Source organism: Ornithinibacillus contaminans (assembly GCF_001038425.2).
GTDB classification, from domain to species: Bacteria; Bacillota; Bacilli; order Bacillales; family Amphibacillaceae; genus Ornithinibacillus; species Ornithinibacillus contaminans.
Genome location: NZ_LDPV02000010.1, coordinates 46,409 through 62,212, shown reverse-complemented (window position 1 = coordinate 62,212; position 15,804 = coordinate 46,409). Strand labels below are relative to the sequence as shown.

The 15,804-nt window shown below is 35.4% G+C and carries 11 protein-coding genes and 1 pseudogene; 10 read left to right on the top strand and 2 right to left on the bottom strand.

What is annotated here, in order from left to right; translation table 11 throughout:
- Positions 1-424 precede the first annotated feature (424 nt).
- The 3 genes from JF53_RS02090 to thyX all read left to right on the top strand — a co-directional run bounded on the left by JF53_RS02090 (position 425) and on the right by thyX (position 3,131).
- Positions 425-1,441, top strand: coding sequence for a hypothetical protein (locus JF53_RS02090; protein ID WP_047981878.1), 1,017 nt, complete (start codon positions 425-427; stop codon positions 1,439-1,441).
- A 396-nt stretch (positions 1,442-1,837) separates the two neighbouring features.
- Positions 1,838-2,335 (top strand): DfrD/DfrG/DfrK family trimethoprim-resistant dihydrofolate reductase, encoded by a 498-nt coding sequence (gene dfr, locus JF53_RS02085; RefSeq protein ID WP_047981877.1) that lies wholly within the window; start codon positions 1,838-1,840, stop codon positions 2,333-2,335.
- 106 nt (positions 2,336-2,441) lie between these two features.
- Positions 2,442-3,131 carry an FAD-dependent thymidylate synthase gene (gene thyX / locus JF53_RS02080; RefSeq protein WP_047981876.1) on the top strand — a complete coding sequence of 230 codons (690 nt, stop codon included), beginning with the start codon at positions 2,442-2,444 and terminating at the stop codon, positions 3,129-3,131.
- 262 nt (positions 3,132-3,393) lie between these two features.
- On the opposite strand, the gene JF53_RS02075 is transcribed toward thyX, so the two are convergent.
- Positions 3,394-3,882 carry a hypothetical protein gene (locus JF53_RS02075; RefSeq protein ID WP_047981875.1) on the bottom strand — a complete coding sequence of 163 codons (489 nt, stop codon included), beginning with the start codon at positions 3,880-3,882 and terminating at the stop codon, positions 3,394-3,396.
- A gap of 302 nt (positions 3,883-4,184) precedes the next feature.
- Between JF53_RS02075 and JF53_RS02070 the strand changes: the two genes are divergently transcribed.
- The 7 genes and pseudogenes from JF53_RS02070 (at position 4,185) to JF53_RS02045 (ending at position 14,567) form a co-directional block, all read left to right on the top strand.
- A complete protein-coding gene (locus tag JF53_RS02070; protein WP_047981874.1) occupies positions 4,185-7,139 on the top strand; it encodes an SIR2 family protein in 2,955 nt (984 codons plus the stop codon).
- Positions 7,140-7,535: 396 nt separating this feature from the next.
- On the top strand, positions 7,536-9,632 hold the full coding sequence (locus JF53_RS02065; protein WP_047981873.1) for a tetratricopeptide repeat protein: 2,097 nt from the start codon (positions 7,536-7,538) through the stop codon (positions 9,630-9,632).
- Between the two features lie 274 nt (positions 9,633-9,906).
- Positions 9,907-11,316 (top strand): dipeptidase PepV, encoded by a 1,410-nt coding sequence (gene pepV, locus JF53_RS02060; RefSeq protein ID WP_047981872.1) that lies wholly within the window; start codon positions 9,907-9,909, stop codon positions 11,314-11,316.
- 135 nt (positions 11,317-11,451) lie between these two features.
- Positions 11,452-11,931 (top strand): DinB family protein, encoded by a 480-nt coding sequence (locus tag JF53_RS02055; RefSeq protein WP_047981871.1) that lies wholly within the window; start codon positions 11,452-11,454, stop codon positions 11,929-11,931.
- A gap of 53 nt (positions 11,932-11,984) precedes the next feature.
- Positions 11,985-12,458 (top strand): DUF2691 family protein, encoded by a 474-nt coding sequence (locus tag JF53_RS02050; RefSeq protein ID WP_047981870.1) that lies wholly within the window; start codon positions 11,985-11,987, stop codon positions 12,456-12,458.
- A gap of 64 nt (positions 12,459-12,522) precedes the next feature.
- A pseudogene (locus JF53_RS17130) lies at positions 12,523-12,657 on the top strand (cysteine hydrolase); the annotation flags it as partial.
- A 446-nt stretch (positions 12,658-13,103) separates the two neighbouring features.
- Positions 13,104-14,567 carry an Msr family ABC-F type ribosomal protection protein gene (locus JF53_RS02045; protein WP_047981869.1) on the top strand — a complete coding sequence of 488 codons (1,464 nt, stop codon included), beginning with the start codon at positions 13,104-13,106 and terminating at the stop codon, positions 14,565-14,567.
- 203 nt (positions 14,568-14,770) lie between these two features.
- On the opposite strand, the gene JF53_RS02040 is transcribed toward JF53_RS02045, so the two are convergent.
- Entirely contained in the window at positions 14,771-15,646 is an 876-nt protein-coding gene (locus JF53_RS02040; protein WP_047981868.1) for an AraC family transcriptional regulator, read from the bottom strand.
- Positions 15,647-15,804 lie beyond the last annotated feature (158 nt).

Below are 15,804 nucleotides of genomic sequence, written 5' to 3'. Positions count from 1 at the left end.
ATTAGGAGAATGGCATAAATCAAAATTTTTAGGTTCGAGGTCGTATCAATAGTACATAGAATAATAACCACTATCAAAAGACAACAAAAGATTATGTAAGCCAATAAACGAAACCGTAAGCATACAGCTTTTACGGTTTTTTTCTTGTAATCATATACTTGTAATCTACTATACACAAAAAAATACTGAACCTTTACTATTATGTACATGCTGTAATGTTGTTGAACGATTTTGTGAGGACATTGTTGAATATTTTCTTTACAACTTCAGTAGGATGCTTTACTTAACAATCACATTGGTGCTTATCAATGTGTTGGAAAGTCATATAAATTAGTTTGGGACGGGAAAAGCAAAACAAAGAGAACCATTGTTAACAAAGGGTTTCGTTGCTCCCGTGAACTAAAATAAAAGGAGATGGTTTTAATTGATTCATACATTTGAAATGATGTTGCTCGTAGCCTATTACGATATTCAACACCTATTTTCCATGTACGGTGTTAACCTCAACAAGTATGATTACTTTGGGGCTGCGGTTAAACAACTTAACTGTGGAGTAAAAAAGAAATTCCCTGCCTATTCTATTACTTGGATTAGCAGTCGTGCAGATGGAGACTGGAATATACACTTGAAAGTGGATGCTCTTAAAATGTTGAATAGAGGAGAGGTTATAGAAAATGATTATGATTTGATAGAATCAGATATGCGAAAGTTCCTTATCAGACACTTTGGACATGCCGAATATTTTGATTCGCATACACTCACAAGAATTGATTACAAAATGGATGTTTACGTACCGAATCCAAAAGACAGAGAGCTGTTATTTCATCTACTTGAAAAATACACTGCTAAGTATGCCTACAAAGAAAAAATAAAATTTGGTAAGGATGAGAACGGAGCCCCTTTTAAATATGAAACATCACAATACCATAAATGTAAAAGTATTGAGTTGTTCATTTATGACAAAGAAAAAGAACGGATTGCAAGTGGTGAAGAAATTCAATCGTATGAATTTGGTCGAATCAGATATGAACTAAGGTTGAAAAACTCGCATCTCAACAGCATGAAAAGAAATGACAAAGGAAAAGGCAGACCAAAGGAATTAAGGAGTTACTTTTCGTATCAGTTATGGAAAGAGTACATGGTAAAGCATGTTCTTCCAATTGTTCACAGAGGTGATTATTATAAGATCACTGAGGCTGAAAAAATCATTGGAAAAAGCCACTTCTCTAAAAAGAAAAAAGATGACCTTCGAGCATTCCTCGTTCAAATCTCCAAAGGTAGTATTGATACGCCTAAGAAACATATGTCTAAACCCACTTATCGAAAATACCTTCGTGATCTTGAAAGCATCGGAATATCTCCCATTCTCATTCCAAAAAATCTCTCCACCCAAAACCACTCCACATTCCCAAGTTTCTTGAAAAATCCATTCAAACTTTGAATCAACAAAAAGTATTCCAAATGAAAAATCCCTTATAGAGTTAGGTTCCAAACGAATAGAAAAAATCCTTAACTGGAGGTTCTTGCCAAATCTAACAAAACTGTACTTTATTTTGGTACAATTAGATAAAAAGAACCAGTCAGTTGGGAGAGGACTGATTAGAGAGGAAAAAGTATTTGGAACGTGATATATGCACCAAGTTCATTTATCCCTCCCTTATCAATGCAGGGTGGGATTTACATAAAAAATTCGTGAAAAAGTATACTTTACAGCAGGTCTTACTCCTGTGAAGGGTTAAAATCATTTTATTTAGCTAACAGAACAATTTAGTGGAACAATGGACTTCAAAAGAAACATGAAATTACAGGTGAAATAGTCTAAAAGGTGGTGATATATATGAAAGTTTCTTTAATAGTAGCGATGGATGAGAATGGAGTGATTGGTAAAAAGAATGATATCCCATGGAGAATTCCAAAGGATTGGGAGTATGTTAAAAAAACTACAAAAGGACATCCAATCATATTAGGTAGGAGGAACCTGGAATCAATTGGAAGAGCTTTATCTAAAAGAAGGAATATTGTTTTGACAAGGGATAAGGGTTTTACCTTTAATGGTTGTGAAATTGCCCATTCAACGGAAGCTGTTTTTGAGTTGTGTAAAAATGAAGAAGAAATTTTTATTTTCGGAGGAGAACAGATTTATAATTTGTTTTTACCTTATACTAATAAAATGTACATAACAAAAATCCATCACAAATTTGAGGGAGATACTTTTTTTCCAGATGTGAATTATGATGAATGGAACGAAGTATCTATTAAAAAAGGTATTATGGATGACGAAAATCCGTATAACTACTATTTTCATATATACGAAAGGAAAAACTTATTGAGATAACGTTAGGCATACCTTAAAGAAGGAATTGGCCACCCTTTTAAAGGGATAAGTCAGTGGAAGAAGGCAGATTACAATAAAATTAGATAAACAGAATAGGGGATTTACAATGGAAAAGAAAATGATTGAAGTTTTGGATAAAGGATATGTAAGACTCGTTGATAAAATGGGTAATGATTTAACAGTGGCTAATGCTGCCCGTGTTTCATATGACAAAGAAAGTAACGAAATGTCGTCAAAGGACGAGCGTTTAATTAAGTTTCTTGCAAGTGAGGGGCATACTTCTCCTTTCCGTCACGCAATGTTACAATTCGAAGTTTATGCCCCTTTGATGGTAGCTCGTCAATGGTGGAAGTATGTTGTGGGTTCGGATCACGTTATGGATGGTTGGAACGAATCGAGCCGTAGATATGTTACTGAGGAACCGACTTTCTATGTTCCAAAGGACGATGAATGGCGTTCAGCACCTTCAAACTCAAAACAAGGTAGCGGTGAGCCAATTGAATCAAAAGAAGGTGCATACTTAACAAAAAAATTACTTAAGTACATCGAAGAAGGCGAGAAGTTATATAGTGAGGCACTAGAAATGGGAATAGCAGCAGAACAATCACGTCTATTCTTGCCTAGTTATGGAATGTATGTAAGGTGGTATTGGACATCTTCGCTTCAGGGTGTTGCTCATTTCTTATCACAACGTTTAGAGCACGATGCACAGAAGGAAATTCAGGAATATGCAAAAGTCGTTAAAATTTTGGCTGAGGAACACTTTCCAGTCGCTATAGGTGAACTTTTGAAGTGAAGAATTTTTATTGATATAGGAAGAACTAGGAATCGAAAGATATTGTGAAAGAATGGACTTAAAGTAGCGGGGCTTTTGTTGAATAAGACATTAAAAAGAAACGCTCTGAACTTTTTTCGCTCAGCATTTTTCCATGCAAATAATAATGTGTATAATATAGATAACTTAATTGGGGGACTGTTGTTATTATACATTCCATTTGTAAATTTTGTACCACAACATCGAATCAGTTAGAAAAAGAGCCTATGGGCTCTTTTTCTCGTTACCGACTGTATTTGCTTTGAAAATCCAATAAAGATTGACAAATTAAATCTTGGATTTTGTATTGAGGATAGTATTCTTCACAGAATTTCTTAAATTCATCATAAAGATCGTTGTTCATTTTAACACTTTTGTTTTCATACTTGGCTTCCTTACTGTAAATCCTTCCATCAAGCACCAATAATCTATTGGATTGGTACATTTGGAGTAAACCTTTTAAAGCGTCAAAGTGTTCCTTGATAAAGGATAGTTCGTCAGATTCATCCTTCTGATCTACTTTTAACCGTTCGTCTTCTGATCTCACGAATGGGTAATACTGCTTGTCCGACTGGTGATAAAAGTAATCACCCACTCTCATTTCTTTCGTGAAAGTGCTGTATGGAATACCGATGAGTTCGGCTACTTTCTTCAAGTCGTACTTTTGTAACAGTTGGTTTATCTCTTTGATTCGAATAGATGGTTTCGTTGTAAAGAATGTGTCTTTATCCATAGGCACAACCCCTTTCTTTTTGTGAAGATATAGTATTATAGAAAGAAAGAGATTCTTTTATTCCATATGAGGAGGAAATGCAATGAAAGAAACTGAGAGAGAATTTGTATTACCATTACTACCTATCTAAACCAAAAGATTGTTATTGACTTATTGGAAGTAATAGAGGATGGGTTTGCACAAGTAACTAATTTAAACATCTCAACTACAGAAGGTAGCTCGATAACTGGAATTGTTGATGGTGAAGGTGGATTTGTAAAGTAAAAAGGTATTCAGAAAAATAAAAAGAGGTGTTTCTCATATTGGACAATAATGTAGTTGAATGTATAAAAGAAATCACAGAATCCTCAAGGAATGGAAAACTCGTCTTTTTTGTTGGTGCGGGAGTTTCAACACTTTCAGATTATCCTCAATGGTGGAGGTTGGTAGATAAGTATCATGAAGAGCTCTATGGGAGTCCAAAGAAAGGGAACTATTCTTCTGATGAATATCTTCGAATTCCTCAAATATTTTATAATGTCAAAGGTGAAATGGCATTTGATGGTATACTAAAAGGTTTTTTTCAGGTAGATAAGCCTACGAATCCAATACATGACAAGATATTAGCTATGAACCCAGCACATGTAATTACAACTAATTATGATAATTTGATTGATACTGCTTGTTGGAAGAGAGGGAAATATTTTAGTGTAATAAGTGCTGAAGAAGACGTTGCTAATGCCACTTCATCAAGGTATTTACTAAAGGTTCATGGGGATTTTAGACGGGGTTATAAAGGGGAAAGTGTAGTTTTAAAGGAAGATGACTATCTGAATTATGATCAGAATTATCCTCTTATCAGTAATCTTATGAAGACAATAATTGCAACGCATACCATTGTTTTCATAGGTTATGGTTTAGGAGATTATAATATTAATATGTTGTTAAATTGGGTAAGAAAGTTACAAAAGGACAGTTTTCATAAACCGTTTTTTATTAGAACAGATCCTTCGCCCATTGAAAATGACACTTCAATCTATTACGAAAATAAAGGATTACGAATAATTGATGCAGCTAGTTTGATAGATAGTAGTGAATCTGATTATTTAGAACGCTATTCAGCAGTAATGGATCTTCTTATTGAATCAAAAGAAAATAAATTTATCACAAAAGACGACGAAGTAATTGATTATATATACGGAAAAATAAGCCCATTATTTGCACTTCAGTATATTCGTAAAATTGATCTCAAACATGTCTTTGAATACGATTATCACTTTGAAGTCAATGGTACTGTTGTTCGGCATAAGAATAAGGGCTTTGGTTACATGGAGCGTTTTTTTGAATTAAGAGAGAACTGCGATGAGAGAAGTAAACTTTCCAAAAAACAATGTGAAAAGTTTAATGCTCTTTCTAATTTCTTTGAGAAGAATGGAGTTATCTGTATGGCGAAAGATGCAGGTACTCTGAATACTTCGATAGAGATTAATAGTTTGGCGTATCACGGCAAATATGATGAAATGAAGAAATTTATTGAAGAACAATCGGTAAATATTGAGGATGATTATAAAAAAGCATTTTTTCTTGCGTGTCTAGGTAGGTGGGAAGAATCCTATAACCTTTATTCAAATATCATCTTAAATTCTATAGATGAATCAAATTGGTGTGTACATTATCTATCACAAATAAATAGATATAGGATTTATCAATCAATAACACAAGCTGTAACACAGTTCAATGGTCTTGGTTTATTAACATTTGGGAGGCATTATAAACCATTTACTGATGAATTTCTTGCTAGGATTGAAAGGGAAATGACAAATTTTAGTATTGGTGATTTATTTAGTGGTATGCCATTTGAGTTTCAAAAGAAATATAAGATACTTGAGTTTTTAAGTGATAATCAGTTTTTATATGATGATACTGTAAAACTTTTTGAATTGACTAATAAAGTGCGTTCTGAAATGAGTAACGGGTCTTATTCTTTTGGAATGTCATCTGATATTGTTGTTCTTCTTCGGCTTTCTGATAATTTACGGTTTTTATATGAAAATTGTTTATGGTCTGTTTCTTTTTATGAATTTCATCAATATATGCGAAACTCAATGAGCCTACTAATTGAAAAGGCTGAATATGAGCGAACGAGGGATATTGATGAATTTGGATTCTCTTTTGGGGGAAGGAAAACAGGTTTTTTTATTGGTTATTACGATTTTATTAATATATCGAGAAACTTTAAAATTGATGACATAAAGAATCTTGAGAGAAGTAGCTCAATTGATAAAATTAGGTTTGGTGAACAGGAAAAAATAGAAGAATACTTAGTTGGTATAGCAGAAGAAATTACTAAGCAATTTTCTGCTAATGGAATGAACGTCGTTTTTTATACTCAGTTTATTACGGAAGCAAAAGCAGCACTCTATTTTGCTAAATATGTAAAACTATCTGAAGAGGGACTTGGGAAAATAGTGAAAGCATTGTTGTTTTATTTTCCTGAGAGAGATTTGGATATAGGAAAACGTTATGTATGGTTAGAGAGATTAACTATATGTAATGGATTACCCAAGTCAATAATACCCATTATTGAAGATTTTTTAGTGTCACAGGTAGAAAAACATAATGATCCAAACTTTTCAGAGGGATCATCAAATAATTTGTATTCCAGTAACTATGGTGCTCTAATTAAGCACTTTGAGAAGAATTTTATTTCAAAAAAACTTTCAGAAATCGCTTTTTATTTAACACAAGATAAGCAAAATCAAATTGATTTTTTGTTTAAATTATTTCCTCTACTTTCTACTAATGCAAAAAGTCATATACTTGATTATAAAAAAGTTGTAAATATACATGACTTAATGAACGGAATTAGGATAGGCTTAATTGAAGATTTTAGTTTAGAGCATGAAGAATTAATTATTGAATATCTGGAGAAACGAAAGTTAGATTATTTTGTTCAAAAGGAAAAGGGAATACAATCTTTTACTTCTAACAACTATATGAGTACCTTTGGTGTTTGGTATTTTTTAAAAGAAATAAATAATTCAAAAATGAAAGATTTTATCGGAATAAATGATGAGTATGATTTTTTTGTAGACCCAGAGAATTTTGATTACAAAAAGTTTATACCATCGTGGCTAAAAAATTATAATGATAAATTACTTGGTAAAATCGCTGGAAATAAACATATGAAACATCATGTGATTGAGGTACTAAAAGAAAGAGTTGAAAACTCAAATGATAAGTGGTATTTGGAAATTTTAATGAACCACTTTATCTAAAACTCGTTTGTAAATCTTTACTAAAGGTGAATTCCACTGCTCAAGAAAATTTGCTATGGTTTGTCTACATATAGCACTCCACACATGTGGAGTGTGTGGCGCAGTTAGTATTAAAGAACGAAGCAGGATCCTAAAAGGATTCCTGCTTTTTTTGTTCACCGGAAAGATGGTAGTTGGTTGGTATTTGAATCAAAAGCGGATAATTCCCCAATCACTGAATCATATTAAAGTATTTCCATTATTTACAATAAAAATAATCCTGTCGTTATCCTAATAAACTGGAGAGTTGTTTCGATTACTATAATACAGTGTACCTTCTCAAGGTCTCGTAAGTTTAATAAATTGATAGATTGAGAACGGCGACTACAAACTAAATCAACAATGTGAGGGATTATAGTGGCAATTGAAAATGAACTAATCAATAAAACCTATTATCAAACTATAATAGATGAGAACGAAATGGGTCACCCAATCAAAATATTGGGTGACATGTATAAGCATGAAATGCAAAAAGATCGGCCAGATTTGTCCACTATTCGTTATGCGCAAGGGGAAGTTTACTTCTTAAATCATGATTATGATGCAGCCATTTATAAATGGGATAATTTTTCAGATGAAAAATTGATTCCATGGACACGCAAAAACATTGCAGATGCCCATTTTGAAATGGGTTTATTAGAGCATGCTGAAGAATTCTACAAGGCAGTTAATACCCATTCGGTGGAGTTAAAAACAGAAGTCTTACTGCAACTTTTTTCACTATACATAAAGCAAGGTAAAACTGAAAAAGCTGTTGATGCAATTAAAGATGCAGTTCATTTAAATCCAGATTATTCCGATGTGACGGAGATCGCACAGACTTTCTTTGAGGAATTCCAGGATTGGGATAATGCGGTTGAACTTGCTGTAAACGAAGCTATCCGCACTAAGTTACTTTCGTGGTTTGCGGTTTTAGAAGGGTATGCGGAGCAGGGTCTTACCAGTAGATTTGTGCCAAGTTATTTTAACGAAGCGTTAGTGACATTATTGCGTACCGATATTTATCAATTTGAAAACCTATCTGAAGTATTGTGGAATAGTTATCAACACAGTGATTTGTTTCTTCAGTGGGTTGAAGAGATTAACCAAATTCTCCTAGAAAATAAGGTTGAAGAATCCTATATGTGGAAGAAGCTTCCTAGCTTATTTAAAGATACGTATGATGAATTAGTTAGTGGAAGGTTTTTGATAAGGGATTTTTCGAATTTACTACCAAGTCACTTATTAAATTGGTTGGAAATATCATCAGTTTCCGATACTTTTATTTCTTCCTCCACTATACTTGCATGGAATGAAATTTTTCCATCAAATCTTGAAGATTCTTTGGTTAATGAAGCGGCATACCGGTTTGAGAATACGGAACGCTATCAAAATGGCAGACAAGAGGGAATGCAGCTTTTAGAATCTATTAAGAAATGGGCAGAAAAAGAAGGCGTGTTAGATGAATTAACTGCCTTTATGAATCCTATCTTAGAGGAATACAACGTTGAAGTGGCAGGTCCATCTAAAATCCGAAATATTATTAAACATGCGATTGAGTTTCTAATTGAAAAACGAGTTGAAATGGAAAATGCCAATCATGAAAAAATTAATTGGAACGAAGAACTACTGGCAAGAATTAATGGTTTACATCATCAGTTAACAGATATACAAATGGAAGAAGTGACAGTATTTAAAAATTCATTTCATACCATAAAGAATGAAGTAAGTCAGAAGATGATGAGTAAGATTCCTGAAATCCTTCGAACCTGTTCAGAATTGGTTACGGAAGAGAGTGATTTTGGAAAACTAGGTGTTGACCTTAATGAAGAAATGAATAGACGGATTGCAGATTATATGGCAAACACGGCCCTATATGACTTTAAACATGCCGTTCAGGGATGGATTGAGGATTGCGAGAGAGAATTCAAGGACAGTCAAATCAAATTAGATGAGATGAGTGAAAGCTTTACCAAACAGTATTTCGAAGAGAAGATTGTATTGGATTGTGACTTCAAGATATTGGATGATTGGCGCAGAGATATGGAACGAATATCAAGGGGAATGGTACACGTAGAAAAAGTAAATATCATGATGCGTAATAACCCTTCTCAGTTGTTGTTAAAAGGGGCTGGGAAACTCCTAGGATCCATATCGAAAAATAAAGAAAGGCTCCATACTAGATTTAAAAGCTATGTTGAAAATGAAGATTATAGTCACATAGCACAGGAGATCATCAATCCGTTCCTACAACAATTAGAGTTATTCGAGGGATCAATCGAGTGGGATATAAGTAAATTTCTCGCCACTCCGTTTGAAGTGCTAAATCGTGTAAGTGAGAATGTGCAAGGTGATATTGAAAAACATAAAGATTCTTTAGATATGATGCGAGAAAAACCTGAAATATATCGTGATCCGCTCACCTTGTTTGAAGTAAAGCTTTGTCAATATGAGTTAGTGAATATGATAAGTTAATTCTAGATTAGAAAAAAATAATTACTATATACTTCATTCAATCTCGGGAGTTAATCACACATTTTAATGGATGTACCTGAAAAATTGGAAATAAATCTGGAGGATAATCATAGATGCCTGTCCAACATTGGGAAGGCATCTATTTTTAGATTTCCTTCAACGTGTTAGGTGTGATAACTATTATGGAAAAAAGAGAAAAAGAGTTACAATAGTCATAAAGATAATAAAAACAAACCTTTTTTTTAAAAAGAATTAATAAGGAGTGGTTTTACATATGACTACAATCAACTGGATGGAAGAAGTCCAAAAGAGAAAAGAAGATTTCATAAAAGACTTACAAGGAATCCTACAAATCAAAAGTGTCCTAGACGAAGAAAATGCTACACCAGAAGCGCCACTTGGACAAGGTGTTAAAGATGCCTTACAATATATGCTGGATTTAGGAGAAAAAGATGGCTTTTCTAGCAAAAATGTTGGGAATCTTGCAGGACATCTTGAAATGGGGCAAGGAGAAGAACTGGTTGGTATATTAGGACATGTAGACGTAGTACCTGAAGGGGACGGCTGGAGTGTTGATCCGTATAGTGGAATTGTAAAGGACGGAAAAATTTATGCGCGTGGATCCAGCGATGACAAGGGTCCGACGATTGCAGCCTATTATGGGATGAAAATTGTACAAGAATTAGGATTACCAATCCAGAAGCGCGTTCGCTTAATTATTGGAACAGATGAAGAAAGTAATTGGCGTTGTGTGGATCATTATTTTGAACATGAGGAAATGCCAACCCAAGGCTTTGTGCCAGATGCGGACTTCCCAATCATTTTTGCGGAAAAAGGAATTTCTGATTATGACATCGTACAGCAAGCACAGCCTGGCGAATCTGCAGGGGGAAATGTATTGCTATCCTTTGCATCTGGACGTAGATACAATATGGTGCCAGACTTTGCGGAAGTTCATTTAAAAGTGGCTGATGAAGCTTCGGAAGTAATCCGCAACTATCAAGCGTACATACAGGAAACGGGTTTAGAAGGAAAGGCAACTCCGAATAATGGTGAAATTATTTTAACCCTAGTCGGAAAAAGTGCTCATGCAGCAGAACCTCGTCATGGAAAAAATGCCGGAATCTATTTAGCTAAATTTCTACAAACAGTAGCTTTGGATGATGCAGGGGAAAAATATGTTGATACTGTCGCAGCGTTCTATGAAAAATCTCGCGGGGAAGTATTTGGAATTACTTACGAAGACGAGGACTCTGGTGATCTAACCATTAATGTTGGAGTCATGAACTATAATCAGGAAGACGGTGGGCGTGTTGGCTTAAATATGCGTACTCCTGTCACCTTTGATATCGAAGCAGGAAAAGCTAAAATTGAAGCTACAGTGAAAGAAAAAGGTCTTCAATTAGAGAACTTTAGTTTTTCTAAGCCTGCATATGTAAAAAAAGATGACCCACTTATTCAGATACTGCAAAAAGTATACGAAGGACAAATGGGAGAAAAGGCAGAACTCTTAGCGATTGGTGGCGGGACCTATGCACGCGCTTTAGATCATGGTGTTGCCTTCGGTGCGATGTTCCCCGGACGTGAAGATGTCATGCACCAAAAAGACGAATATGCCATTGTTAATGACCTATTACAAGCAACGGCTTTATATGCCCAAGCGATTTATGAGCTTGCCAAGTAATCAAGTACTACCGAAAAGAACGACAATCCATCGTGATTATCGTTCTTTTTTATAGAAGGACATTGTCTAATTTAGTGGTATAATAGTCATGTCTGAAAATTATGTGTTTTTTATTATTTGATGGGAGATGTTTGAATGCAAAAATTATTTGAATACAACTGGCAGGTACGTGAGGATTGGTTTAATTGGTGTGAAGATGTACCAGAAGAGGAATTATTAAAGGAGCGTACTGGTGGAATTGGGAGTATTTTGTACACGCTATTTCATATTATTGATGTTGAATATAGCTGGACTATTCTAGATATGAAAGGCGAAAAAGATAAGCTCAATCCTTCATTTGAAACGTGCAATACCCTAGAAAAGATACGGGAGTTTTCTAGACAAGCGAATAAAGAAGTAAAGCCATTTGTATCAGCGTGGACAAACGAAATGGAGGATCGTATCTTCACCGAAACCTATTCAAATGGGGAACAAGAAAGCTTCAAACACGGCGAAATCATGCGTCATGTCATTGCACACGAAATTCACCACATTGGACAACTATCAATCTGGTCACGTGAAATTGGGAAAGCACCAGTGACTGCGAATTTAATTCGAAGAGGGCTATTTGATTAACAATCTAACAATCTATAGTTTAGGCAACTCAATTATTAAAAGGAATGGATTTAATGGAAAAGGTTGGGCTTTCATTTAGAGTTCCAAATCAATATGGAAAATTATTAGTAATACTATTTAAAAATCTCCTTGAAAGCTCTAGCTCTTCTACCTGGGTGAAGGGAGATCATGTAGAAATCTTGTTTCATGATGTCCTAGACTTAGGAATGCAGCACTTAGAAAAGCTAACAATACTGAGTAATAAACAGCTAAAAGAATATGTTTCCTTTTCAGATCACTATCCAATTATGGCAACTTTTTCTGGATATTCCTCCGATGAAGAAATAGTGAAAGCAGTGAAGACTGGAAGGGAATTTTTAATTACCGAATGCCAGACGTTAATCAGTATAGTTGATTCTACCGAGATTTTATTTTTATCAAAAAATGTTTATTTAATTGATAACATGGAAGAACAATGTCAGCAAAATAGATTTTCTGACGTGAAGCATATTACGAAAGAGAAGTGTTTAGGATTTGTGTTTGACTAAATTAACTTTAGAAACGAAAAATCATAGTTAAGTAGTGAATATTAGTGGTATAATTTTAAACATTTTATTTAGTGCTGAACAAATTATTGGCCATCATAACAAAGCGCTGCATGGTCATTATAATGTCGAGCACTTTTCTATGATTCGAAATTCAACGGAAGACTTATTTATCCCGATTCATGATAATTATCGGGATTAGGTCCCGACTTAAAAAAATGGCGTGTTTTTCGATAGACGCGCCATTTTTTAATAGTATTTTTGACTTTTTCCGAAATGGCTTTTATAATAAGCACTATAAAATTAACGTAAGGAGGATTATGAAAAGGTGACACACGCGATGAAGCTACGATTCCTAACTTTGAACTCGTAATTTAATACGTTCAAAGGCTCTGTTTTGTGCATACAGAGTAAACGGGATACGTCTGTCCTTTTTTCATAATCTTCATTTCATATCATTATAATGTCATGTTGAGAAAGGTGGAGCGTTCTGCCTTTCTTTTTTATGTTGTATAAAAATACCTAGCGAGCATTCTCTGGGTTTAGTTCAGCATAACTAATTTCCTTATCCATGGGCCCCCGTTTACTCCGATTACACAGGCAGAGACCTGTGTTTTTTTATTAATCTATAATTTTGGAGTGAATCGTATGGAAAAAGTATGTCTTGAATTAGAAAATATTGAACTAACATTTTTAGATGAAGTAATTTTAGCGATACCACGTCTTGCGGTACATCAATTTGATCGCATTGGTATTGTAGGAAAGAATGGTGCGGGGAAAAGTACCTTGCTGAAACTAATGAATGGTCAGTTGAAACCAGATCAGGGGCAGGTGAGACGGTTTGCAGATTTTGCTTATTTTGATCAATTGACATCACCTGTTGAAGACGAGATCGAGTATGAATTACGCGGGAAATTAGCTATTCCGAAAACGGAAATTGCTAATTTTAGTGGTGGGGAGAAGACAAGGATGAAGCTTGCACAACTATTCTCAAACTACCATGAGGGCTTATTAATTGATGAGCCGACAACACATTTGGACGCTGCAGGAACACAGTTTTTTATCGATGAATTAATGTACTATTACGGTGCGCTAGTACTCATCAGTCATGACCGGTATGTGTTGGATCAGCTCGTTACAAAAATTTGGGAAGTTGAAGATGGGCATGTAACGGAATATACCGGCAATTATTCGGATTACGTCGAACAGAAGGAGCTTGAGCGAAAGCAGCAACAGGAGCAGCATGAAAAATATGTGAAGGAAAAATCACGTCTTGTAAAAGCCGCCGAGGAGAAGATGAAAAAGGCGGATAAAATTACGCAAGCAAATGGGCAAATGTCCAAAAAAGACACGAAAGCAAAAGCGAATAAAATGTTTATGACCAAGTCCAAGGACACGAGCCAAAAATCCGTTCAACGTGCAGCCAAAGCGATTGAACAGCGAGTGGAACAGATGGAAGCGGTGGAAGCACCAAAAGAGGAGCAAGCAATCCATTTCCATCAATCCAGCGTACTACAATTACACAATCGCTTTCCGATTATGGCCGACCGTTTAACATTAAAGGTGGAAAACAAAATTCTTCTACAGGATGCTAGTTTTCAGTTTCCTTTAGGAAAGACCATTGTGATTACGGGAAAGAATGGCTCGGGCAAAACAACCTTACTACAGCATATCATCAGCCAAGGGGAAGGACTGACGATTTCGCCAAAGGCAATGATAGGTGCTTATCAACAAATGGGCTATCAATTTACCAGTGACAAATCAGTAATTGCCTATATGCGCGAAAATAGTGACTATAATGAGAGCAAGATTCGTGCTGTCTTACACGCGATGAGTTTTACAGGAAATGATGTAAACAAAAATATTCGTGATTTAAGCGGTGGGGAAGCAATTCGGTTGGTGTTATGTAGTTTGTTCTTAGGGAAATACAATGTACTTGTACTAGATGAGCCAACCAATTTTCTAGATGTATTCTGTATTGAAGCTTTAGAACGTTTCCTAGCAGGGTATGATGGGACGGTTATTCTCGTTTCGCATGATCGCACATTTGTGGAGCGTGTTGCGGATGATGTGTATGTCATAGAAAATCAGCAATTGCGGTTGAAAAGTTAGAGGAAATGGGTTGTGATAGCGTCATGCTCTGGTTAATTAATTCAGCGGGGAAGACCAGTTTTCCAGCGGTAATTTTGGTAATTCAGCGAGCGCACCCGATAATTCAGCGTTAACCCATTTTCACGCACTATGCTATCAAAGTGATCGTCACCAACAAGAAAACCTGAACTAATTAATATGCCAATTAGTTCAGGTTTCTTTTATTACGCTTTTTTCCTAACCGGTATCCATATTTCACTGCGATAATCCAGGAGTGTTGTATCAGGACTTTCATTCCAAAGGATTTCCGGCCCCTCTACTGCCTCATAGTTAGCAGAAGGGAACCATTCAGCATAAATATTTCCCCATGTGTTTTGTAACGTTTCAGGAAATGGACCAACCGATTCGAATACTGCCCATGTTAAAGCTGGAACATCTAAACTAGTAAAACCCTCTGGACACTCATTTGTGCTAGCTACCCCAATATATTGATCAAGCTCGCCTTTCTCCTGCATTCGTCCGTCAGAAAAGTTTGTTGATGCTTGAATTATTCCGTTAGGATCGACATTGGACAGCGCCTTTAATTGCTTTATTTTCTCCATCGTGAGCGATTTCCACATGGCGTTTATTTCGGGGTTTTCACCTTCGAATATAATGGGGACTCGTTTCATAATCCCAATTAGACGAAATGCATCTTTTTCTACTATACGATATTTCATTTCAGATCCTCCTCTTATGGAAAGTTGGAAGGTCATCCGCGGATAAGCTAGAAGCGATTTGCCTAGTATTCTTGCTTCGGATGGTGTTACACCATGAAGGCTTTGAAAAGCTCTTGTAAAGGAATCAGCAGATTGGTAGCCATACTTCACTGCGATGTCTATCACTTTAGGATTACTATCCTTTAGTTCAAAGGCTGCGAGTGTAAGGCGCCGATTTCGAATGTAAGCTGATAGTGATACACCAGCAAGATAGGAAAACATTCGTTTAAAATGATACTCGGAACACTGTGCTATTCTAGCCACTTCTTTATAGTCAATCGTGTTGGTTAAATTCTTTTCGATATAATCAATGGCGTGATTCATTGCCTTGAGCGAATCCATCAGCGACCCTCCTTTATCAGTAGAATAACAGGAATTAACTAATGGTATCCGACTTTTCATGCACAGTTTTGTAGGATACTAGAAGTTTTTAGTGGAAATAAACGTATTCCATGTTTAGTATTAAGCTAGATGTGATTACAATAGAGTATACAGGAAAA